This window comes from Streptomyces sp. NPDC004126 (assembly GCF_050275515.1).
GTDB lineage: Bacteria > Actinomycetota > Actinomycetes > Streptomycetales > Streptomycetaceae > Streptomyces.
The window spans coordinates 98,255-120,285 of record NZ_JBNNPF010000017.1 but is presented as its reverse complement, the minus strand read 5'-3'; the positions used below and the strand labels follow the sequence as shown (position 1 = coordinate 120,285).

Genomic DNA, 22,031 nt, shown 5'->3' with positions numbered 1-22,031 from the left:
TAGTGCAACCGGAACGGGGCCTCCGTGCGTCCTCGTCCCTGGTGACATCGCGGCTAATGTGTGGGGCTGAGATGGCCGGCGATACATCTGGGGCAGCCAGTGCGTGAATATCTGCTGACGCTTTGCGTCACGGTCGCGGTGACCTACCTGCTGACCGGGCCCGTGCGGAAGTTCGCGATCGCGGCCGGCGCGATGCCGGAGATCCGTGCGCGTGACGTGCACCGCGAGCCCACTCCGCGGCTCGGCGGAATCGCCATGTTCGGCGGCATGTGCGCGGGGCTGCTGATCGCCGACCACCTGCAGAACCTCAACGGCGTCTTCGAACGCTCCAACGAGCCCAGAGCACTGCTCTCGGGAGCGGCGCTGATCTGGCTGATCGGCGTCCTGGACGACAAGTTCGAACTCGACGCGCTCATCAAGCTCGGCGCCCAGATGATCGCCGCGGGCGTGATGGTCATGCAGGGCCTGACCATCCTGTGGATTCCGGTTCCGGGTATCGGCACGGTGGCGCTGACCCAGTGGCAAGGCACCCTGCTCACCGTGGCGCTGGTGGTGATCACCATCAACGCGGTGAACTTCGTCGACGGTCTCGACGGCCTGGCGGCGGGCATGGTCTGCATCGCCACATGCGCGTTCTTCCTCTACGCCTACCGGATCTGGTTCGGCTACGGCATCGAATCCGCCGCCCCCGCCACCCTCTTCGCGGCGATCCTGATGGGGATGTGCCTGGGCTTCCTGCCGCACAACATGCATCCCGCCCGGATCTTCATGGGGGATTCCGGCTCGATGCTGATCGGCCTCGTGCTGGCCGCCTCGGCGATCTCGATCACGGGGCAGGTGGACCCCGACACGATGGCGCTTTTCGTCGGCGGTGAGCGCAACGCCACCCACGCGATGCTGCCGGTCTTCATCCCGCTGCTGCTGCCCCTGACCATCATCGCCATTCCGATGGCGGACCTGGTCCTGGCGATCGTGCGGCGCACCTGGAACGGCCAGTCGCCGTTCGCCGCGGACCGCGGACACCTGCACCACCGGCTCCTGGAACTCGGGCATTCCCACAGCCGTGCCGTACTCATCATGTATTTCTGGTCAGGCCTGATCGCATTCGGCACGGTGGCCTATTCGGTGCATTCGGCGTCGATGTGGATCGTGCTGTCCCTCGCCGCGCTGAGCGCGCTGGGTCTCGTACTGCTCCTGATGCCCCGGTTCACCCCGCGGGCGCCGCGCTGGGCCGAGGGCCTGGTCCCGCCGCGCTACCGGCACACCGAGCGGGCCGCGGAGGCGGCCGTGCGGGAGGACGAGGGCGTGGAGCCGCAGCCGGCGAGGCCCGTCGTGGCGGGGGTGTCGGGCGTCAACGGCGCGACCGCGGTAGGCCCCCGTTCGCGCCTCCCCGACCGGCGTAAGGCCGGATCGGCACGCTGACGGGCCGGGCGCATTTCCGACATGGGCGCCCTTTACCAGACAATGAGGCGGCTTGTCTTGCACACACGGGCGCGTTAGCCCTCATGTGTGACAGTCAGCACACCTGACAGGTAAAGCTCTCATCAAATAGTTTGTGATACCGTTCACTAAACCCGGCGACAGAGCCGAAGGACCGTAGTGCGACGGTCCATTGGCCCGAGGCTCTCACTCGGACCGGGCTTACGCTCGTCCCCGTACGAGTTCCCGTACGAGTCCGTGCCCCCACCACCACGCGGAGCAAACCGCCATGCGGTCAGATGACGTCCGATCCCTCCTGCAAACCGCCGTACCCACTGCTGCCGCCGGCGCAATCGCCGCCGTGATCAGCGGTCTGGTCGTCGGAGGCAAGGGTGCTGTCGGATCAGTCGTCGCGACCGTGGTCGTGATCCTGTTCATGGGTCTCGGATTCGTCGTCCTGCAGCGCACTGCGAAATCCCTGCCGCATCTGTTCCAGGCCATGGGCCTCATGCTCTACGCCGCGCAGATCCTGCTGCTCTTCGTCTTTCTCGCCGTGTTCAAGAACACGACACTGTTCAACCCCCGGGCGTTCGCCATCACGCTCGTCGCCACCACCCTCGTGTGGATCGGCGCACAGACGCGTGCCCACATGAAGGCGAAGATCCTTTACGTCGAGCCGGACTCGACCAAGGGTGAAAAGCCCGAAAACCCGGGGTCCAAGTCGTGAGGGGTAGGGCCGGGATAAGTGTGCGTTCGAGATGCTGCTATCGTCCGGTTCCAACTGCGGCTCTGCGGGCGCGGGCATCTGAGCTGACGCCTGTTCCATCGCGAGGCTCGATGCCTGACTGCCGCCCCCACACCCGTTACACCAGTCCAGTGCCGAACCGCGGCCTCGCGCCGCGCCGACACAACGAGGTTGCCGTACCTATGCGCCACGCTGAAGGAGCCCGCGGTGAGTGCTGACCCGACGCAGGTCCTCGCCTTCGAGACCGACTGTCACATCTTCGACGGATGTGGCTTCCCCGGCCCGGGCCTGCACTCGTTCCTCTTCGAGCCGCTCTGGGGCGAAGCGGGCAGCAATGCCTACTTCAACAAGCCGATGCTGCTGGCCCTCCTGGGCTCGATCATCATCGTGGCCTTCTTCTGGGCCGCCTTCGGCAAGGCGAAGATCGTCCCCGGCAAGCTCCAGATGGTCGGCGAGGCCGGCTACGACTTCGTGCGCCGCGGCATCGTCTACGAGACCCTCGGCAAGAAGGAGGGCGAGAAGTACGTCCCCTTCATGGTCTCGCTGTTCTTCTTCGTCTGGATCCTGAACGTCTGGTCGATCGTCCCGGTGGCACAGTTCCCGGTGACCTCGATCATCGCGTACCCGGCCGTCCTCGCCCTGATCGTCTACGTGATCTGGATGTCGGTCACCTTCAAGCGCCACGGCTTCGTCGGCGGCCTGAAGAACCTCACCGGCTACGACAAGAGCCTCGGCGGCGTCCTGCCGCTCATCATGGTCATCGAGTTCTTCTCGAACGTCCTGGTGCGCCCGTTCACCCACGCGGTCCGACTCTTCGCGAACATGTTCGCCGGTCACACCCTGCTGCTGCTCTTCACGATCGCCAGCTGGTACCTGCTGAACGGCATCGGCATCGCCTACGCCGGTGTGTCGTTCGTGATGGTGATCGTGATGACCGCCTTCGAGCTCTTCATCCAGGCTGTCCAGGCGTACGTCTTCGTCCTCCTGGCCTGCAGCTTCATCCAGGGCGCGCTCGCCGAGCACCACTGAGCCAGGCCCGCCCCCGCTCAGCCCCCCGTATTCGTCCGGTGGCCAACCCCCACCGGTCCGTGAAAGAGAAGGAAGAACTGGCATGTCCCAGACCCTTGCCGCCGTCACCGGCTCCCTCAGCTCCGTTGGTTACGGTCTCGCGGCCATCGGCCCCGGCGTCGGCGTCGGCATCATCTTCGGTAACGGCACCCAGGCCCTCGCCCGCCAGCCCGAGGCTGCCGGCCTGATCCGCGCCAACCAGATCCTCGGCTTCGCCTTCTGTGAGGCGCTCGCCCTGATCGGTCTGGTCATGCCGTTCGTCTACCCGAGCTCCTGATCCTCGGTCTCGACGAACAGCCCACTAGACGAAAGGCACTGATGTGAACCTCATGGTTCTCGCGGCTGAGATGGAAAACCCTCTCATCCCGCCGATCCCCGAGCTCGTCATCGGTCTGATCGCCTTCGTCATCGTCTTCGGCTTCCTCGCGAAGAAGCTCCTCCCGAACATCAACAAGGTTCTGGACGAGCGCCGCGAGCAGATCGAGGGCGGTATCGAGAAGGCCGAAGCCGCTCAGACCGAGGCCCAGAGCGTGCTGGAGCAGTACAAGGCCCAGCTCGCCGAGGCCCGGCACGAGGCCGCGCGCCTGCGCCAGGACGCGCTGGAGCAGGGCACTGCGCTCAAGGAAGAACTGCGCGCAGAGGGCCAGCGGCAGCGTGAGGAGATCATCGCTGCCGGTCACGCCCAGATCGCGGCAGACCGCAAGGCCGCCGCGCAGGCGCTGCGTCAGGACGTGGGCAAGCTCGCCACCGACCTGGCCGGCAAGCTCGTCGGCGAGTCCCTCGAGGACGCCGCTCGTCAGAGCCGCACCATCGACCGCTTCCTCAGCGAGCTTGAGGAGAAGGCCGAGGCGGCCCGATGAACGGAGCGAGCCGCGAGGCGCTGGCCTCCGCGCGCGAGCGTCTCGACGCGCTGACGGACAACACGTCCGTCGACGCGGCGAAGCTCGCCGGTGAGCTGGCAGCCGTCACCGCGCTGCTCGACCGTGAGGTCTCGCTGCGTCGGGTCATCACGGACCCGGCGCAGTCCGGCGAGGCCAAGGCCGAGCTGGTCGGCCGGCTGCTGTCCGGCCAGGTCGACGGGAACACCCTCGACCTGGTGTCCGGCATGGCGCGCTCCCGCTGGTCGCAGTCCCGCGACCTGGTGGACGCGCTGGAGGAGCTGGCGGCCACCGCCGACCTCACGGCGGCCCAGCAGGCCGGTGCCCTCGACAACGTCGAGGACGAGGTCTTCCGCTTCGGCCGGATCGTCGCCTCCAGCACCGAGCTGCGCGCCGCGCTGACCGACCGCGCCGCCACCGGCTCCGCCAAGAGCGAGCTGCTGCGCAGCCTGCTCGGCGGCAAGGTGAACGCCGTCACCGAGCGCCTGGTGATCCGTCTCGTCACGCACCCGCGTGGACGTAGCCTGGAAGCGGGACTCGAGTCCCTTTCCAAGCTCGCCGCCGAGCGCCGGGACCGCATGGTCGCCACCGTGACCAGCGCGATCCCGCTCAGCGACGTGCAGAAGCAGCGTCTCGGCGCGGTGCTGGCCAAGCTGTACGGCCGCCAGATGCACCTGAACCTCGACGTGGACCCCGCGGTCCTCGGCGGGATCTCGGTGCGGGTCGGCGACGAGGTCATCGACGGCACCATCGCGGACCGCCTCGCCGAGGCGTCGCGCCGCATGGCCGGCTGACCAGCCGCCACCACACAGATACAAAGCATTCCTAGCGGCCCGGTTGGGCCGTGCAGAACTTGCAGAAGATTCCTGGGGGTCACCCCCAGACCCCTAAGAAGCTTCAGGCCCAACAAGGAGAGCAGGGAACCCAGATGGCGGAGCTCACGATCCGGCCGGAGGAGATCCGGGACGCACTGGAGACCTTTGTCCAGTCGTACCAGCCGGACGCGGCCTCGCGCGAGGAGGTCGGAACGGTCAGCGTTGCCGGCGACGGCATCGCGAAGGTGGAGGGCCTGCCCTCCGCCATGGCGAACGAGCTGCTGAAGTTCGAGGACGGCACCCTCGGTCTCGCCCTCAACCTCGAGGAGCGCGAGATCGGTGCGGTCGTCCTCGGCGAGTTCAGCGGTATCGAGGAGGGCCAGCCGGTGCACCGCACCGGTGAGGTCCTCTCCGTAGGCGTCGGCGAGGGCTACCTCGGCCGCGTCGTCGACCCGCTCGGCAACCCGATCGACGGTCTCGGCGAGATCGCGACCGAAGGCCGTCGCGCCCTCGAGCTGCAGGCCCCCGGCGTCATGGTCCGCAAGTCGGTCCACGAGCCCATGCAGACCGGCTACAAGGCCATCGACGCCATGGTGCCCGTCGGCCGTGGTCAGCGTCAGCTGATCATCGGCGACCGCCAGACCGGCAAGACCGCGCTGGCCGTCGACACGATCATCAACCAGCGCGACAACTGGCGCTCGGGCGACGTGAACAAGCAGGTCCGCTGCATCTACGTCGCCATCGGCCAGAAGGGCTCGACCATCGCGTCCGTTCGCGGCGCCCTGGAAGACGCCGGCGCGCTCGAGTACACGACGATCGTCGCCGCCCCGGCGTCCGACCCGGCCGGCTTCAAGTACCTGGCGCCGTACACCGGTTCCGCCATCGGCCAGCACTGGATGTACGCCGGCAAGCACGTCCTGATCATCTTCGACGACCTGTCGAAGCAGGCCGACGCCTACCGCGCCGTCTCGCTGCTGCTGCGCCGTCCGCCGGGCCGCGAGGCCTACCCGGGCGACGTCTTCTACCTGCACTCCCGTCTGCTGGAGCGCTGCGCGAAGCTGTCCGACGACATGGGTGCCGGTTCGATGACCGGTCTGCCGATCGTCGAGACCAAGGCGAACGACGTGTCGGCGTTCATCCCGACCAACGTCATCTCCATCACCGACGGCCAGTGCTTCCTGGAGTCCGACCTGTTCAACGCGGGCCAGCGCCCGGCGCTGAACGTCGGCATCTCGGTCTCCCGCGTCGGTGGCTCCGCCCAGCACAAGGCCATGAAGCAGGTTTCCGGCCGTCTGCGCCTGGACCTCGCCCAGTACCGTGAGCTGGAGGCGTTCGCCGCCTTCGGTTCCGACCTGGACGCCGCTTCGAAGGCTTCGCTGGAGCGCGGCAAGCGCCTGGTCGAGCTGCTGAAGCAGGGCCAGTACCAGCCGATGCCCGTCGAGGAGCAGGTCGTCTCCGTCTGGGCTGGCACCACCGGCAAGATGGACGACGTCCCGGTCAACGACATCCGTCGCTTCGAGTCGGAGCTGCTGGAGCACCTGCGCCGCGAGCGCAAGGACCTCCTCACCTCCATCGCCGACGGCGGCAAGATGTCGGACGACACCCTGACGTCGATCGCTGACGCCATCGCCGGCTTCAAGCGTCAGTTCGAGACCTCGGACGGCAAGCTCCTGGGCGAGGACGCACCGGCCGTCAACGTCTCCAAGTGACGACGGAAGGGACCTGACTCATGGGAGCGCAGCTCCGGGTCTACAAGCGTCGCATCCGTGCCATCACGGCGACCAAGAAGATCACCAAGGCGATGGAGATGATCGCGGCTTCGCGCATCGTCAAGGCCCAGCGCAAGGTGGCGGCGTCGATGCCGTACGCGACCGAGCTCACCCGCGCGGTGACCGCGGTGGCGACCGGTTCGAACACCAAGCACGCCCTGACGACCGAGGCCGAGACGCCGACCCGTGCCGCGATTCTGCTCGTCACGAGCGACCGCGGTCTGGCCGGCGGCTACTCCTCCAACGCCATCAAGCAGGCGGAGCGGCTCACCGAGCGGCTGCGCGGCGAGGGCAAGGAGGTCGACACGTACATCGTCGGCCGTAAGGGTCTGGCCTACTACGGCTTCCGCGAGCGCAAGGTCGCGGATTCGTGGACCGGCTTCACCGACAGCCCGGCCTACGCCGACGCCAAGCGCGTCGCGGGGCCGCTGATCGAGGCCATCCAGACGGAGACGGCCGAGGGCGGCGTCGACGAGCTGCACGTCGTCTACACGGAATTCGTGTCGATGATGACGCAGAACGCGGTCGACGGCCGGATGCTGCCGCTCAGCCTCGACCAGGCCGCGGACGAGGACGGTGCGAAGGGCGAGATCCTTCCGCTGTTCGAGTTCGAGCCGTCGGCGGAGGACGTCCTCGACGCCCTGCTGCCGCGATACGTCGAGAGCCGTATCTACAACGCACTGCTGCAGGCGGCCGCTTCCGAGCACGCCGCCCGCCGCCGCGCGATGAAGTCGGCCACCGACAACGCCGGAGACCTCATCAAGAGCCTCTCCCGGCTTGCCAACGCGGCCCGCCAGGCCGAAATCACCCAGGAAATCAGCGAGATCGTCGGTGGCGCCAGCGCCATGGCCGACGCGACCGCGGGGAGTGACAAGTAATGACGACCTCTGTTGAGACGGCCGCCGCCACGGGCCGCGTCGCCCGGGTCATCGGCCCGGTCGTCGACGTGGAGTTCCCCGTCGACGCGATGCCCGACATCTACAACGCGCTGAAGGTCCAGGTCTCCGACCCGGCCGAGGACGGCGCGCTCAAGACGCTGACCCTTGAGGTCGCCCAGCACCTGGGTGACGGCCTGGTCCGCACGATCTCCATGCAGCCCACCGACGGTCTGGTCCGCCAGGCCCCGGTGACCGACACGGGCGAGGGCATCACCGTCCCCGTCGGTGACTTCACCAAGGGCAAGGTGTTCAACACCCTGGGTGAGGTGCTGAACTACCCGGAGGAGAACGCCAACGTCACCGAGCGCTGGCCGATCCACCGCAAGGCCCCTCGCTTCGACGAGCTCGAGTCGAAGACCGAGATGTTCGAGACCGGCGTCAAGGTCATCGACCTTCTCACCCCGTACGTCAAGGGTGGAAAGATCGGTCTGTTCGGTGGTGCCGGTGTCGGCAAGACCGTTCTGATCCAGGAAATGATCTACCGCGTCGCCAACAACCACGACGGTGTGTCGGTCTTCGCGGGCGTCGGTGAGCGTACCCGTGAGGGCAACGACCTCATCGAGGAAATGGCCGACTCGGGCGTCATCGACAAGACGGCCCTCGTCTTCGGCCAGATGGACGAGCCGCCGGGCACGCGTCTGCGCGTCGCCCTCGCCGGTCTGACCATGGCGGAGTACTTCCGCGATGTGCAGAAGCAGGACGTGCTCTTCTTCATCGACAACATCTTCCGGTACACCCAGGCGGGTTCCGAGGTGTCGACCCTGCTCGGCCGCATGCCCTCCGCGGTGGGTTACCAGCCGAACCTGGCCGACGAGATGGGTCTCCTCCAGGAGCGCATCACCTCGACCCGTGGTCACTCGATCACCTCGATGCAGGCGATCTACGTCCCCGCGGACGACCTGACCGACCCGGCGCCGGCGACCACCTTCGCCCACCTCGACGCGACGACGGTTCTCTCCCGTCCGATCTCCGAGAAGGGCATCTACCCGGCCGTGGACCCGCTGGACTCGACGTCCCGCATCCTCGACCCGCGGTACATCGCGGCGGACCACTACGCCACGGCGATGCGCGTCAAGGGGATCCTCCAGAAGTACAAGGACCTCCAGGACATCATCGCGATCCTCGGTATCGACGAGCTGGGCGAGGAGGACAAGCTCGTTGTCCACCGTGCCCGTCGTGTCGAGCGCTTCCTGTCGCAGAACACCCACGTCGCCAAGCAGTTCACCGGCGTGGACGGTTCGGACGTTCCGCTCGACGAGTCGATCACCGCGTTCAACGCGATCTGCGACGGTGACTACGACCACTTCCCCGAGCAGGCGTTCTTCCTGTGCGGTGGCATCGAGGACCTGAAGGCCAACGCCAAGGAGCTGGGCGTCTCCTGATCCGGCGCGCTCCGCGAGGAGCGCATCCGGCTCGCAGGTTTCATGGAGGGGGGCGGGTGTGTCCCGTCCCTCTCCCCACGCCCATTAGAATTTGACCCAACACCCGGCTGACCCGCCGGGTGGTGACCCGAGGAGCCACCTTGGCTGCTGAGCTGCACGTCGAGCTGGTCGCGGCGGACCGCAATGTCTGGTCCGGCGAGGCCACCCTGGTCGTCGCCCGCACCACGTCCGGCGACATCGGCGTCATGCCCGGTCACCAGCCGCTTCTCGGTGTGCTGGAATCGGGCCCGGTGACCATCCGTACCAGCGAGGGCGGCACTGTCGTCGCCGCGGTGCACGGCGGATTCATCTCGTTCGCGGACAACAAGCTGTCCCTGCTGGCCGAGATCGCCGAGCTCGCGGACGAGATCGACGTCCAGCGGGCGGAGCGGGCACTGGAGCGCGCGAAGTCGGAGGCCGACGCGGCCGCCGAACGTCGCGCCGATGTCCGGCTGCGCGCGGTCGCGGGGCACTGAGCCCCGTACCGAACAGTTTGATACCTCAGCCGCGGTCGGGTCCGGAATTTTCCGGACCGGGTCGCGGCTGAGGCGATGTACGTACTTTTGTTTGTGCGGTTTTCGATGAGCGAGGAGGTCGGTGAAGATGCTCCTCGCTCTGCTTGTGAGCGGCCTGGTCGTAGCCCTGGTGGTGATCGGGCTGTTCGTGTTCGGGCTGCGCCGCAGACTCATCCAGCGGTCCGGCGGGACCTTCGACTGCAGCATGCGCTGGGGCGTGGCCGAGGAGCCCGACGTCTCCGGCAAGGGCTGGGTCTACGGGGTCGCCCGCTACAGCGGTGACCGGATCGAGTGGTTCCGTGTCTTCTCGTACTCGCCCCGCCCGCGCCGGCTGCTGGAGCGTTCCTCCATCGAGGTCCTCGCGCGGCGTGCGCCCGAGGGCGAGGAGGAGCTGGCCCTGCTGTCCGACGCCGTCGTGCTCGGCTGTTCCCACCAGGGGACGCGCCTGGAGCTGGCGATGAGCGAGGACGCGCTGACCGGGTTCCTGGCGTGGCTGGAGGCGGCGCCGCCCGGGCAGAGGGTGAACGTGGCCTGATACGGGCCGGTACGTACGTGAGGAAGCCGGGGAGGCGGGGGACGGTCCCGCCTCCCCGGCTTCGTCGTACACCGGGCAGTGCAGTGCGTGGGGGTTACTGCAGACCGGTGTGGATCGCGTTCGCCAGTTCGCCGTTCGCGGTGTCGCCGCTGAACTCCCAGAAGAAGGCGCCCTTGAGGCCCTGGTTCTTCAGCCAGGTCATCTTCGAGGCGATGGTGGCGGGGGTGTCGTAGCTCCACCAGTTGCTGCCGCACTTGGCGTAGGCGGTGCCGGCGACGGTTCCGGTGGTCGGGCAGCTGGTCTTGAGGATCTTGTAGTCCTCGATGCCCTGCTCGTAGGTGCCCGGGGCGGGTCCGGTGGCGGTGCCGCCGGGGGCGTCCTGGGTGACTCCGGTCCAGCCGCGGCCGTAGAAGCCGATGCCGAGGTTGAGCTTGGAGCCGGGGATGCCCTTGCCCTTGAGCTTGGTGATCGCGGCCTCGGAGTTGAAGCCGGCGATCGGGATGCCGGCGTAGGAGGTCAGCGGGGAGTGCGGGGCGGTGGGGCCCTTGGCGTCCCAGGCGCCGAAGAAGTCGTACGTCATGACGTTGTAGAAGTCGACGTACTGGGCGGCGCCGCCGTAGTCGGCGAGGTCGAGCTTGCCGCCGTTGGAGCCGTCGGCGGAGATCGCGGCGGTGACCAGGTTGGAGCCGCCGAACTTGGTGCGCAGGGCCGACATCAGGTTCTTGAAGGAGGCCGCGCCGCTGGTGTCGCAGGACAGGCCGCAGGCGTTGGGGTACTCCCAGTCGATGTCGATGCCGTCGAAGACGTCCGCCCACCGGGGGTCCTCGACCAGGGCGTAGCAGGAGTCGGCGAAGGCGGCCGGGTTCTGGGCGGCCTGGCCGAAGCCGCCGGACCAGGTCCAGCCGCCGAAGGAGTAGAGGACCTTGATGTTCGGGTACTTGGCCTTGAGCTTGCGCAGCTGGTTGAAGTTGCCGCGCAGGGGCTGGTCCCAGTTGTCGGCGACGCCGTCGACGCTCTGGTCGGCGGTGTAGGCCTTGTCGTAGTCGGCGTAGGCGTCGCCGATGGTGCACTTGCCGTTCTGGACGTTGCCGAAGGCGTAGTTGATGTGGGTGATCTTCGCGGCGCTGCCGGAGGTGACCAGGTTCTTCACGTGGTAGTTGCGCTGGTAGACGCCCCAGTCGGTGAAGTAGCCGAGCTTGACCTTGGCGCCGGGGTCCGGGGGCTCGGTGCCGCCGCCGCCCGGCGTGGTGACCGTGAGCTCGCCCGAGGAGGGGCCGGTCTGGTCGGCGGTGTCACGGGCGGTGACCGCGTAGGTGTACGTGGTGCCCTTGGTCAGGCCGCCGTCGTTGAAGGTGGTGCCGGTGACGGTGGTCAGCTTGCCGCCGTTGCGGTAGACGTCGTAGTTCTTGACGCCCTTGTCGTCGGTGGCCGCCGTCCAGGACAGGGTCAGCGCGTTCTCGGTGACGCCGGTCGCGGTGGGGGTGCCGGGGGCCGAGGGCGGGTTGTCGGTGGGGTTGGTGCCGCCGTCGCAGGAGCCGCCGTTGACCTTGCAGCCGGAGGGGGCGCCGGCGCCGGTGCCGTTGAAGCCGAAGCTGACGGTGGCGCCGGGGGCCAGGGTGCCGTTCCAGCCGACGTTCTTGGCGGTCCAGTGGTTGCCCGAGCTGGTGACGGTGGCGTCCCAGGCGGAGGTCACCCGGGTGCCGGCCGGGTAGTCCCACTCCACGGTCCAGCTGCTGAGGGTGGTGGTGCCGGTGTTCTTCACCGTCCACTTGCCCTCGAAGCCGGAGCCCCAGTCGGAGACCTTGGTGTAGGTCGCGGTCGCGGAGGGGGCCGCCTGCGCCGGGCCGGCCAGGCCGACGAGGCCGGCGACGGGCAGGGCGAGGGCCGCCACGGTGGCGGCCAGCCTCCTGAACAGACGGTTGGGTCGTGGGGGTGCTGTGCTCAAGGGTGCTCCTCCGTAGGTCCGTACCGATCGTGGGGCCGACCGGTACATGGGGGTGGGACCTGCGCCGCCCGTGAGCACGCCTCGTGTCGCTCTTTGTCATGGCACGCTCACCACAGTGATGCGGTGAGACTAGAAAGGTCTGGACCAAGCGTCAAGAGGTCCAGACCTTAGCTCCGGAGGCCGTCTAGATCCCCAACTCCTGCGCCAGCACGGCCGCTTGGACCCGGCTGCGCAGCTCCAGCTTCCCCAGCAGCCTGCTGACGTGGGTCTTCACCGTGGCCTCCGCCATGTCCAGCCGCACGGCGATCTCCGCGTTCGACAACCCCTCGCCCAGCGCCCCCAGCACCTCCCGCTCGCGCCGCGTCAGCGACTCCACCGCCGCGGCCGCCCCCGGCCGCACGGGCGCCCGCACCACCTTCGGCGCCGCGAACTCGGCGATCAGCCGCCGGGTCACCGCCGGGGCGATCAGCCCCTCGCCGCGCGCCACCGTCCGCACCGCCGCGATCAGCTCCGCCGCGTCCGCGTCCTTCAGCAGGAAGCCCGCCGCCCCCGCCCGCAGCGCGCCGAAGACGTACTCGTCCAGGTCGAAGGTGGTCAGGACCAGCACGTCCGCCAGCCCCCGCTCCACCACCTGCCGGGTGGCCGACACCCCGTCGAGCCTCGGCATCTGCACGTCCATGAGGACCAGGTCCGGCCGCAGCTCGTCCGCCAGCCGCACCGCCTCCTCCCCGTCGGCGGCCTCTCCCACCACCTCGACGTCGCCCGCACTGCGCAGGATCAGCACCAGACCGGCCCGTACGGCCCGCTGGTCCTCGGCCACGAGCACCCTGATGGTCATGACTGCACCGCCCTCTCCTCGGCGGGCAGTACCGCCCGCACCTGCCACACCCTGTCCGCCGCGCCCGCCGTGAACGTCCCGCCCAGCAGCTCCGTACGCTCCCGCATGCCGATCAGCCCGGCCCCGGAACCCGGGGCGCGCGGGTCCGGCCGGTCCCCGTACGGGGAGTCCACCGCCACGGTCAGCAGCCCCGCGCCGTGCGCCACGCGGACCCGGACCGTGCCGGGGGCGGCGTGCTTGAGGGCGTTGGTCAGCGACTCCTGCACGATCCGGTACGCCGCCAGCTCCACCGGCGCGGGAAGCGCCGCCCCGGCGGGCCGCTCGTCCGCCAGGACGAAGTCCAGACCGCTCGCCGACCCGTTCGTACGGGCCTGCCCCAGCAGGGCGTCCAGACCGTCCAGGGAGGGCACGGCGACGGCTTCCTGCTCCGCGCCCGCGTCCCGCAGCAGCCCGATCAGCCGGCGCATCTCCGCCAGCCCCTGCACGCTGTTCTCCCGGATCACCCCGAGCGCCTCGCGGCTGGTGGCGGGGGAGTCGATGGAGAGGGCGGCGGTGGAGTGGATGGCGATCGCCGAGAGGTGGTTGGCCACCATGTCGTGCAGCTCGCGCGCCATCCGGGCGCGCTCGGCGACGACGGCCTGGCTGCGGTCCATCTCCGCCAGCAGCGCCGTCTGCTCCGCGCGCAGCCGGGCGGCCTCGGCGGCCTCGCGGTGGTTGCGCAGGGTCGCGCCGGTCAGGGCCGGGGCGAAGCTCACGATGCCGGTGATCACGCCGATCAGCAGGGCCTGCGGGGTGCGCAGCCAGACCAGGGAGCCGATGGTGACGGCCAGGGTGACCAGGCCGGTGCTGACCGGGAGCCGGCGGGCCATGGCGGGCCTGCCGTAGACCACGGCCGCGTACATCAGGTCGGTGAAGATGATGACGCTGGCGATGTTGCCGATGGTGAACTGGTCCATGACCACGGCGACGGTGCCGACGGACAGGGTGACGCTCGGCGTGGTGCGGCGCAGCAGCTCCAGGGCGCCGAGCACCAGCAGCGGGACCAGCACCGCCCAGTCGGGCAGGAAGTTCCGGCTGGGCGAACTGTGCACGCCCAGCGCCCACAGCAGCAGGCCGACGAGCACGCTGACGCCGGCGAGCACGACGTCGTCGCGGTGCGGGCGGGGGATCTTGGGGAGCACGCCCCCATCCAACACGGTCCGGCGCGGCGGGGCCTCGGCACCCGGGCTGATGCGGCGCTACACCGAAGGATGCAGTGGGCTTTCGTCACTGGCGACGACGCGGCGGGGCGCGGCGGCCGGAACCCTTGGAGGAGGAACGGGGAACCGGGGAAGGGAAGGAGGGCCGTCATGCTCGTCGGGCTGATCATCGCCTGTGAGGTCGGCTTCTGGGTGCTGCTGGCGGGCGGCCTGGCGCTGCGCTACCTGGCCGGAATGCCCCGGCTGGGCGCCGCGCTGCTGCTGCTGGAGCCGCTGCTGGAGCTGGTCCTGCTGGTGGCGTCCTTCGTCGACCTGAGGAACGGCGGCGAACCGAGCTGGCGGCACGGCGTCGCGGCGCTCTACATCGGCTACACCGCCGGATTCGGGCACTACACCGTGAAGTGGCTCGACGGGCACGCCGCCCACCGCTTCGCCGGGGGCCCGAAACCGCCCGGAACCAAGTACGGCAAGGCCCGCGCCGTCCACGAGTGGAAGCTGTGGGCGCGCAGCCTGGCCGCCGCCGCGGTCGCGTACGGACTGCTCCAGGCCGGCGTCTGGTATGTCGGCGACGCTGCCGACACCGCCCAGCTCCAGGCGTGCCAGGGCCTCGCCCTGAAGATCGTCGGCATCCAGGCCCTGATCGCCGCGAGCTACACGATCTGGCCCCGCAAGGCCCCGGCGGGCGCCGAGGACCAGGACGCCGGACTGGCCGAAACCAAGCGCCCCTAGCGTTCGCCGCCGGGGACCCAGAGCACGTCCCCGACCTCCTTGTTGGCCGTCCGCGCCAGGATGAAGAGGAGGTCGGAGAGGCGGTTGAGGTAGGTGGCCGTCAGCGGGTTCATCACCTCGCCGTGCTCCTCCAGCGCCGCCCACGTGGAGCGCTCGGCCCGGCGGACCACCGTGCAGGCCTGGTGCAGCAGGGCCGCGCCCGGGGTGCCGCCGGGGAGGATGAAGCTGCGCAGCTTCTCCAACTGCTCGTTGAAGACGTCGCAGTCCGCCTCCAGCCGGTCCACGTAGAACTGCTCCACCCGCAGCGGCGGGTACTCCGGGTCCTCCACCACCGGGGTGCACAGGTCGGCGCCGACGTCGAACAGGTCGTTCTGCACGCGGACCAGGACCTTCACCACCTCCTCCGGCAGCGCGCCCAGCGCGATCGCCGTCCCGATGGCGGCGTTGGCCTCGTTGGCGTCGGCGTACGCGGAGATCCGCAGGTCCGTCTTCCGCGTCCGGCTCATGTCGCCCAGGGCGGTCGTGCCCTTGTCGCCGGTACGGGTGTAGATGCGCGTCAGGTTCACCATGGCGCCAGCGTAGACGGGCCCGCCGGCCGCGTACCGTCGAGCGGGGGAGCGGCGCATCGAACGACGACGCGTACGAGGTCCGGCGGCCGGCCGACGCGGCCCGGGAGATCGAGGAGCCGGCGGGCTCCCTCGCCTCCCGCCGCCGCCCCGGGACCCCGCAGGACCACCGCGACCGGGACGAAGCCGCCCGCCGCGCCGCGACGGCCCCGGCCCTCGGCCGCGTCCCGGCGGCCCGCTGGGAACCGGCCCGCCTCCAGGCGCGGCCGGCCCGGTACGAAGGTGGCGAAATCTGAACTGCGCGGCCGCGCACGCCTCGTGACCCGTTCCAGTTTGACTGCTTTCCCAGCCGGACGGAGGGGGCTCCGTATCCGGGTCTGAGCGGAAATTCCCGGCTCACGCCGCCTGACCGGGCTGCGCCCGGCCGGGTCTTGTGCGATCAGCGCCGGCCGGGGCCAGACCAGCCCGGACGAGCATCACGTGTGCCGAGTTCTTGTCCCTGGGGGACACGGCTCCACACGCGGTGCAGGTGTAGGTGCGCATACCCAGCGGCAGTGCGTGCTTGGCTCTCGCTCCACACCGCCCGCAGTCCATCGTGGTGTGCGCGGGATGGACCAGGTGCACAGTCCGTCCGTGCTTGAGGCCCATCTCGATCAAAGCCCTCCTGGCGGCGCCGATGGCGGCGTCCGCTGCTTTTCCGGCCATGGTCGACTTGGCCAGGAAACCCGGGCGGAAGTCCTCCACTGCCAGGACGTCGTGATCGCGGACCACGGCCTTGGCCCATTTGCGGGCTGTGTCCTGACGTTGCCGAGCGGCCTTCTTGTACAGCTTCGCAGCCTGCCTCTTCGCGGTTTTGTAGCCCTTGGAAGCAGCCTTCCCCTTCGCGGGCCTCCGCCTGGCCATCATCCGCTGGTAGCGAGCGAGCCCCCTGGCCGTCCTCTGCCCGTGCCGTGCGTGCGGCAGGTCGTGTTCGTCGCTGGTCGTGGTCGCGGTCTCCGTGACTCCCCAGTCGACACCGATGGCCCGTCCCGTGGACGGGAACGGATCGGCAGGGGCGGGGAGCACGAAGCTGGCGTACCAGTGCCCGAGGCTGTCCCGGTAGACGCGCACACTGGACGGTTCGGCCGGCAGATCACGCGACCACACCACGGACAGCACGATCCCGCCCGCCAGGTGCAAGCGGTCGTCCCTCAGCCGGAAGCCGCGCTTTGTGTAGTTCATGCTCGGCAGCGCTTCCCGCTTCGTCTTCCACTTCGGCATCCCGGCCCGGCGCGCCGTGGGAAGCCGATCGCGGATGTCCTTTTGTGCCTTGGCCTTGGACTTGCCGAAGTCGCGGACTACCTGTTGCTGCGGAACGCTGCTGCCCTCTCGCACCCATCCCATTCGGGCGCGGGCGTCGGTCAGCATTCTGTCGAGCTGAGCTGGACCGCAGGTCTCCTTGTCGGTGCCCTCGGGCCTGGCCTTGTTCCGGGCGTGGACCTGCATGGACTTGGCCACACACTCGTTCCAGATCCACCGGCACCGGTCCCACTCGTCCAGAAGGGCCGCGAGCGCGCCGGACGACGTGCGAAGCCTGAAGGAGTACCGGGCGTAGCCGGTCCCTTCGGTCATCCGCGTGGTCGTCATGCCGTGACGTTAGGGCTGAGGCCCTCGACCGTACGTGCCGATTCCCCGACGATCACACGAACGAGTGGCCGAACCCGTCTACGGCCACTGCCGGTTCATTGTGATGTCCGTCATCTGAGACGTGACGCGTGTTACTTCGCGGTCACTCCGCCCCTCACGGGCGCTAGTCTCCGCCGGAGAGGCTACGAGGCCGGGTCGTACTGAGAACAACGAGGGGTGTGCAGTGGCTGGGAAGCTCGCCGTCATCGGCGCGGGACTGATGGGTTCCGGGATCGCTCAGGTCTCCGCTCAGGCGGGTTGGGACGTCGTCCTGCGGGACGTCACCGATGCCGCGCTGACCCGGGGCACGGACGGCATCAAGGCCTCCTACGACAAGTTCGTCTCCAAGGGCAGGATGACCGCCGAGGACGCCGAGGCGGCGCTCGCGCGGATCTCCACGACCACCGACCTCGACGCGGTCGCCGACGTGGACATCGTCGTCGAGGCCGTCTTCGAGAAGCTCGAGGTCAAGCACGACATCTTCCGCGCGCTCGACAAGATCGTGCGCGAGGACGCCATCCTGGCCTCCAACACCTCCGCCATCCCGATCACCAAGATCGCGGCCGTGACGGAGCGCCCGGAGCGGGTCGTCGGCGCGCACTTCTTCTCGCCCGTCCCGATGATGCAGCTCTGCGAGCTGGTGCGCGGCTACAAGACGAGCGACGAGACCCTCGCCACCACCCGCGCGTTCGCCGAGTCGGTCGGCAAGACCTGCATCGTCGTCAACCGCGACGTCGCCGGCTTCGTGACCACCCGCCTGATCTCCGCCCTCGTCGTCGAGGCCGCGAAGCTCTACGAATCGGGCGTGGCCACCGCCGAGGACATCGACATCGCCTGCAAGCTGGGCTTCGGGCACGCCATGGGCCCGCTCGCCACCGCCGACCTCACGGGCGTCGACATCCTGCTGCACGCCACCAGCAACATCTACACCGAGTGCCAGGACGAGAAGTTCGCGCCGCCGGAGCTGATGCGCCGCATGGTCGACGCGGGCGACATCGGCCGCAAGAGCGGCCAGGGCTTCTACAAGCACTGAGCACGAGCGTTCGAATCCCCGCACCCTACGGGGTGAATTAGGTATCGGTTCGCTCACGGTCGGCAACTTCACCGCCCGCACGGCAGTCAGTTGCAGTGAGAGTTGCCGACCACGGACCCGTCGGACCACACGTACGCAGTAAAGCCGGGGAGCACACATGCACATCAGGGGCGACCACGCCGAACTCGCTGTCGGGGGCCGCCTCGACGTGCGCAGCGCGGCTGACGCCCGTACGGTCCTCCACACCGCCCTCGACGACGGCCACGGCGACCTCGTGCTCGACCTCACCGGCCTGGACTCCTGGGACGCGACCGGACTCGGCGTGATCATGGGGGCGCACCGGCGGGCCGGCCGGACCGGACGGCGCCTGGTCCTGCGCGGGGTGCCCGACCGGATGCAGCGGCTGCTCGTCGCGACCCGGCTGCACCGCATCCTCGCGATCGAGGGCGGGCTGGAAGCGGAGTCCCTGCCCCGGGTGTGACCGGGGGCAGGGGGCCGGGCCCGGGCCGGGGTCCGGGTCGGGGTCCGGGTCGGGGAAAAGGGGCTGCGCCCCCGGGGCGGGCTCGGTTTACATGGGTCCATGGTGTCCACCGACAGACTGCTGGCCTTCGCGGCCATGTCCCTCGTGCTGATCGTGATCCCCGGCCCCAGCGTGCTCTTCGTCGTCGGACGGGCGCTCGCCCAGGGCCGGCGCGCCGCGCTGACCACGGTGGCCGGGAACACGCTCGGATCGTACGTACTCGTCGTGGCCGTGGCGCTCGGCGTCGGCGCCGTCGTCGAACGCTCCGTCCTGGTCTTCACCGCCCTGAAGCTGGCCGGCGCCGCCTACCTCGTGTACCTGGGCGTCAAGGCCTTCCGCGGCCGCGGATCGCTGCAGGCCGCGGTCGCCGAGGCGGCCCCCGAGGCGCACGGCACCCTGCGCACCCTCGGCGAGGGCTTCGCGGTCGGCGTGGCCAACCCCAAGACCATCGTCTTCTTCGCCGCGGTGCTGCCCCAGTTCGTCGACCGGGAGCAGGGGCAGGTCATGCTCCAGATGCTCGTGCTCGGCCTGGTCTTCAACCTGATCGCGATCGTCTTCGACAGCCTCTGGGGCCTCGCCGCCGCCACCACCCGCGACTGGTTCGCCGGATCCCCGCGCCGCCTCTCCATGATCGGCGGCACCGGCGGGCTCGCCATGATCGGCATCGGCGTCACCGTCGCCGTGACCGGCCGCAAGGACTGACCGCGAGGACCGGCGGCGGGAACCGTGGCGGTCCGGTGGTGAAGGCACCCCGGCGGTGACGGCGGCCCCGTCAACGGTCTAGGGTCGGGCGAAACCGGACCGGTGGCGACAACGACGTGAGCGGGCGCCGGGCACGACGAAGACGGCGGCGGGCGCGCGGCGCGATCGGGGGACAGGGGCATGGAGCGTACACAGGGGCAGCCGGGCCGGGACGAACGGGCCGCGGCGGGCCGGCCGGCCGGGACACCGGCCGCGGCCCCGACGACGTCGACCGCCACGATGCCGACGGCCAAGTCCGCGACGGCCAAGTCCGCGACGGCCAAGACCCCGGCACCGGGATCCGCCGCGCAGCCGCCGGCCCCCGCCCGCGTCGTGACCCTGACCAGCGGGGAGTTCACCCTCACCGTCAACCCCGTCGACGGCAGCGAGATCGAGCCCCTGCGGCCCGAAGCCCGCCAGGCTGCCGGCCGCCGCCCCGCCAAGCGCTCCGCCGCCTCCCGCGCCGACCGGGACGCCGCCGCGCGCCCGCCCGTACTGCCCGGGCCGCCCGTGCCCGCCCTGCCGCTCCTGGCGCGCGCGGACGAGCGGGAGCGGCTCGTACGCCTCCTCGGACGCGGCCGCTCCGTACGGCTGACCGGCCCCGCCGGATCCGGCCGCACCGTCCTCCTCGACGCGGTCGCCGCCGACTGCGCCGACCTCGCGCCCGACGGGGTCGTCCGCCTCGGCGGCCACGGCAGGCAGCAGCCCGCCGAACTGCTCCACACCCTCTACTCCACCGTGTACGACACCCGCGACGAGCGCCCCGACCGTACGCAACTCCTCGCGGGCGTCGCCGAGATCGGCGCGATCGTCCTCCTCGACGACCTGGAGCTCGGCGGAGCCGCCCTCGACGAGCTGCTGCGCGCCACCCCCGAATGCGCCTACCTGCTCGCCGCCGCCCCCGACGCCAAGGACCCCTCCGACGACGCGCACCTGGAGGAGGTCTTCCTCGGCGGACTCGGCCGGGACGACTGCGCACGGCTGCTGGAGGCCGCCACCGGCAGGCCGCTCACCGACGAGGAGACGGCCTGGGCGGAGGACCTGCGGTTCGCCTCCGAGGGGCTGCCGCTGCGCTTCGTACAGGCCGCCGCCCTGCTGCGGCAGCGCGACGAGCTCAACGGAGGCTCCGCCGACGACGAGGACGAGGAGCCCGGGGTCTTCGAGGAACGCCCCCGCGACCCCTCCCACGTGCCGCTGCCCACCCTGGCGCAGGCCGCGGCCCCCGCCGAGCTGCTGGCCTCCCGGGTGAGCGAGTCGGCCCGGGCCGCCCTGCGGAGCGCCTGCGCCCTGGGCGGGGAACTCCCGCACCACGCCCACCTGCCCGCGCTGGTCGGAGACACGCACGCCGACGCCGCCGTCGCGGAACTCCTCGGCTGCGGCCTGATCACCCCCGTCGGGCCGCGCTACCGGCTCGCGGAGGGGGTCGCGCGGCAGCTGGAGGAGGCCGGGTACGCGGAGAGCGCCGCCGAGGAGGCGCGTACCGCCGCCCGGCACTACGCCTGGTGGACCGGGCACGCCTCGGTGACCCCGGAGCGGGTCGCGGCGGAGGCCGACGCGGTGCTCGCCGCGCTGGGCGGGGCCGATGTGGTGGCCGCCGTGCTGCTGGCCCGCACGGCCGCCCCGGCGCTGGCGGCGGCGCCGTCCTGGGAGGCCTGGGGGCGGGTGCTGCGCTCGGGCGCGGAGGCCGCGCGGAAGGCGGGGGAGGTCGCGGAGCAGGCGTACTTCCACCACGAGCTCGGCGTCCTCGCGCTGTGCGAGGGGCGTCTGGACCGGGCGCGGGCGGAGCTGGAGGCCTCGATCGGGCTGCGCGGGGCGCTGGCCGACAAGCGCGGCACGGTCGCCGGGCGGCGGGCGCTGGCCCTGGTCACCGACCGGGACCGGGAGGCGGCGGGGGCGGCCTCGCCGCCGCTGCGGCTGGAGGCACCGCCGGTGCTCGCCGCCCTGCCGCCCGGTGCGTCCGCCGCGCCGAAGCCGGCCGGCTCCGAGGCGGTCACCCAGGTGACCCCGGTGATGCAGGTGATCGGGAAGCCGGCCGGTTCGGCCACGACCGTGTCCCAGGCCTACGCGGACGCGTTCACGCCGGCTCCGGAGCCGGCGCCGTTCCCGCGCCGCCCCGCGCCGCCCGGACCGGACCGGCGGCGCAAGACGGTGCTGCTGGCCGCCGCCGGGGCGCTGACGGTGGTGGCGCTCGGCACGGTCGTCGGCCTGTCGCTGACGGCGGGCGAGGACCCGGAGCAGCCGGCGGAGCCGACCGTGTCCTCGACCCCGGACGCGCCGGCGGTGACCCCGCCGCAGGTGCCGGGGAACAGCGGGAACGATTCGCCGCCGGAGCCGAGCGCTGCCGCGGATCCGGGCCGGGGGGAGGCGCCCCGGCCGGCGACGACGCCCCCGTCGGCGGGGACGACGCCGGAGCCGGAGCAGCCGCAGCCGACCCCGCCGGCCACGACGCCGCCGCCGGCGACGACCCCGCCCCCGGCGACCACCCCGCCGCCGGCGACGACGCCCCCGCCGGCCACGACCCCGCCGCCGGTCACGCCTTCGGCTCCGACCACTCCGACGACGACCTCCACGGAGGCCCAGTCCCCGACGGCGGCGGAATCCCCGACGACCCTCTGACCCGCCGGGGCGTGGCGCTGCCCTGGCCGGGCGGAGCGCGGTACCGTCCGCCGGGCCGGCCGCTGCGCGGGGCGAG

Annotated in this window: 21 protein-coding genes; 16 read left to right on the top strand and 5 right to left on the bottom strand. The window is 70.5% G+C overall.

Annotated features, from left to right (window positions below):
• The first annotated feature begins 87 nt into the window (after window positions 1–87).
• From ACQKM2_RS18350 to ACQKM2_RS18300, 11 genes are all read left to right on the top strand, one after another.
• Window positions 88–1,422, top strand: coding sequence for an MraY family glycosyltransferase (locus ACQKM2_RS18350; RefSeq protein ID WP_427710942.1), 1,335 nt, complete (start codon window positions 88–90; stop codon window positions 1,420–1,422).
• A 286-nt stretch (window positions 1,423–1,708) separates the two neighbouring features.
• A complete protein-coding gene (locus ACQKM2_RS18345) occupies window positions 1,709–2,146 on the top strand; it encodes a hypothetical protein (protein WP_427710877.1) in 438 nt (145 codons plus the stop codon).
• A gap of 210 nt (window positions 2,147–2,356) precedes the next feature.
• Window positions 2,357–3,193, top strand: a complete 837-nt coding sequence (gene atpB / locus ACQKM2_RS18340; RefSeq protein WP_007266588.1) for a F0F1 ATP synthase subunit A — start codon at window positions 2,357–2,359, stop codon at window positions 3,191–3,193.
• 82 nt (window positions 3,194–3,275) lie between these two features.
• Complete coding sequence (gene atpE / locus ACQKM2_RS18335; protein ID WP_007266589.1) at window positions 3,276–3,509, top strand: ATP synthase F0 subunit C; 234 nt, start codon at window positions 3,276–3,278, stop codon at window positions 3,507–3,509.
• Window positions 3,510–3,561: 52 nt separating this feature from the next.
• Entirely contained in the window at window positions 3,562–4,092 is a 531-nt protein-coding gene (locus ACQKM2_RS18330; RefSeq protein ID WP_362471677.1) for a F0F1 ATP synthase subunit B, read from the top strand.
• Window positions 4,089–4,904, top strand: a complete 816-nt coding sequence (locus ACQKM2_RS18325) for a F0F1 ATP synthase subunit delta (RefSeq protein ID WP_427710875.1) — start codon at window positions 4,089–4,091, stop codon at window positions 4,902–4,904. The genes ACQKM2_RS18330 and ACQKM2_RS18325 overlap by 4 nt, the downstream gene beginning before the upstream one ends.
• 134 nt (window positions 4,905–5,038) lie before the next feature.
• Window positions 5,039–6,634: a F0F1 ATP synthase subunit alpha gene (atpA, locus tag ACQKM2_RS18320; protein ID WP_427710874.1), complete on the top strand. Its 1,596-nt coding sequence runs from the start codon at window positions 5,039–5,041 to the stop codon at window positions 6,632–6,634.
• Window positions 6,635–6,654: 20 nt separating this feature from the next.
• Window positions 6,655–7,572, top strand: coding sequence for a F0F1 ATP synthase subunit gamma (locus tag ACQKM2_RS18315; RefSeq protein WP_427710872.1), 918 nt, complete (start codon window positions 6,655–6,657; stop codon window positions 7,570–7,572).
• On the top strand, window positions 7,572–9,014 hold the full coding sequence (gene atpD, locus ACQKM2_RS18310; RefSeq protein ID WP_401250393.1) for a F0F1 ATP synthase subunit beta: 1,443 nt from the start codon (window positions 7,572–7,574) through the stop codon (window positions 9,012–9,014). Before ACQKM2_RS18315 ends, atpD begins: the two co-directional genes overlap by 1 nt.
• 140 nt (window positions 9,015–9,154) lie before the next feature.
• Window positions 9,155–9,529, top strand: a complete 375-nt coding sequence (locus ACQKM2_RS18305; RefSeq protein ID WP_007266595.1) for a F0F1 ATP synthase subunit epsilon — start codon at window positions 9,155–9,157, stop codon at window positions 9,527–9,529.
• 127 nt (window positions 9,530–9,656) lie between these two features.
• The gene (locus ACQKM2_RS18300) at window positions 9,657–10,103 is read left to right on the top strand and encodes a DUF2550 domain-containing protein (RefSeq protein WP_125816350.1); all 447 of its coding nucleotides are present in this window, start codon (window positions 9,657–9,659) and stop codon (window positions 10,101–10,103) included.
• 94 nt (window positions 10,104–10,197) lie between these two features.
• Here the strand turns inward: ACQKM2_RS18300 and ACQKM2_RS18295 are convergent, their stop codons facing one another.
• The 3 genes from ACQKM2_RS18295 to ACQKM2_RS18285 form a co-directional block, all read right to left on the bottom strand.
• Complete coding sequence (locus ACQKM2_RS18295) at window positions 10,198–12,096, bottom strand: glycosyl hydrolase family 18 protein (RefSeq protein ID WP_427710869.1); 1,899 nt, start codon at window positions 12,094–12,096, stop codon at window positions 10,198–10,200.
• 136 nt (window positions 12,097–12,232) lie between these two features.
• Window positions 12,233–12,886: a response regulator gene (locus tag ACQKM2_RS18290; RefSeq protein ID WP_427710867.1), complete on the bottom strand. Its 654-nt coding sequence runs from the start codon at window positions 12,884–12,886 to the stop codon at window positions 12,233–12,235.
• Window positions 12,883–14,079 carry a sensor histidine kinase gene (locus ACQKM2_RS18285; RefSeq protein ID WP_427710941.1) on the bottom strand — a complete coding sequence of 399 codons (1,197 nt, stop codon included), beginning with the start codon at window positions 14,077–14,079 and terminating at the stop codon, window positions 12,883–12,885. The genes ACQKM2_RS18290 and ACQKM2_RS18285 overlap by 4 nt, the downstream gene beginning before the upstream one ends.
• A gap of 156 nt (window positions 14,080–14,235) precedes the next feature.
• Here ACQKM2_RS18285 and ACQKM2_RS18280 point away from each other — a divergent pair, with 156 nt between their 5' ends.
• Entirely contained in the window at window positions 14,236–14,814 is a 579-nt protein-coding gene (locus ACQKM2_RS18280; RefSeq protein WP_427710865.1) for a hypothetical protein, read from the top strand.
• On the opposite strand, the gene ACQKM2_RS18275 is transcribed toward ACQKM2_RS18280, so the two are convergent.
• Complete coding sequence (locus tag ACQKM2_RS18275) at window positions 14,811–15,383, bottom strand: cob(I)yrinic acid a,c-diamide adenosyltransferase (RefSeq protein ID WP_007266601.1); 573 nt, start codon at window positions 15,381–15,383, stop codon at window positions 14,811–14,813. The genes ACQKM2_RS18280 and ACQKM2_RS18275 overlap by 4 nt on opposite strands.
• A 393-nt stretch (window positions 15,384–15,776) precedes the next feature.
• Window positions 15,777–17,006: an RNA-guided endonuclease InsQ/TnpB family protein gene (locus ACQKM2_RS18270; protein ID WP_427710863.1), complete on the bottom strand. Its 1,230-nt coding sequence runs from the start codon at window positions 17,004–17,006 to the stop codon at window positions 15,777–15,779.
• 223 nt (window positions 17,007–17,229) lie between these two features.
• Here ACQKM2_RS18270 and ACQKM2_RS18265 point away from each other — a divergent pair, with 223 nt between their 5' ends.
• The 4 genes from ACQKM2_RS18265 to ACQKM2_RS18250 all read left to right on the top strand — a co-directional run bounded on the left by ACQKM2_RS18265 (window position 17,230) and on the right by ACQKM2_RS18250 (window position 21,955).
• Window positions 17,230–18,078 carry a 3-hydroxyacyl-CoA dehydrogenase family protein gene (locus ACQKM2_RS18265; protein ID WP_427710861.1) on the top strand — a complete coding sequence of 283 codons (849 nt, stop codon included), beginning with the start codon at window positions 17,230–17,232 and terminating at the stop codon, window positions 18,076–18,078.
• Between the two features lie 157 nt (window positions 18,079–18,235).
• Window positions 18,236–18,559 carry an STAS domain-containing protein gene (locus tag ACQKM2_RS18260; RefSeq protein ID WP_125603340.1) on the top strand — a complete coding sequence of 108 codons (324 nt, stop codon included), beginning with the start codon at window positions 18,236–18,238 and terminating at the stop codon, window positions 18,557–18,559.
• A gap of 99 nt (window positions 18,560–18,658) precedes the next feature.
• Window positions 18,659–19,300: a LysE family translocator gene (locus ACQKM2_RS18255; protein WP_427710859.1), complete on the top strand. Its 642-nt coding sequence runs from the start codon at window positions 18,659–18,661 to the stop codon at window positions 19,298–19,300.
• Window positions 19,301–19,480: 180 nt separating this feature from the next.
• Complete coding sequence (locus ACQKM2_RS18250) at window positions 19,481–21,955, top strand: ATP-binding protein (RefSeq protein WP_427710857.1); 2,475 nt, start codon at window positions 19,481–19,483, stop codon at window positions 21,953–21,955.
• Window positions 21,956–22,031: the final 76 nt, after the last annotated feature.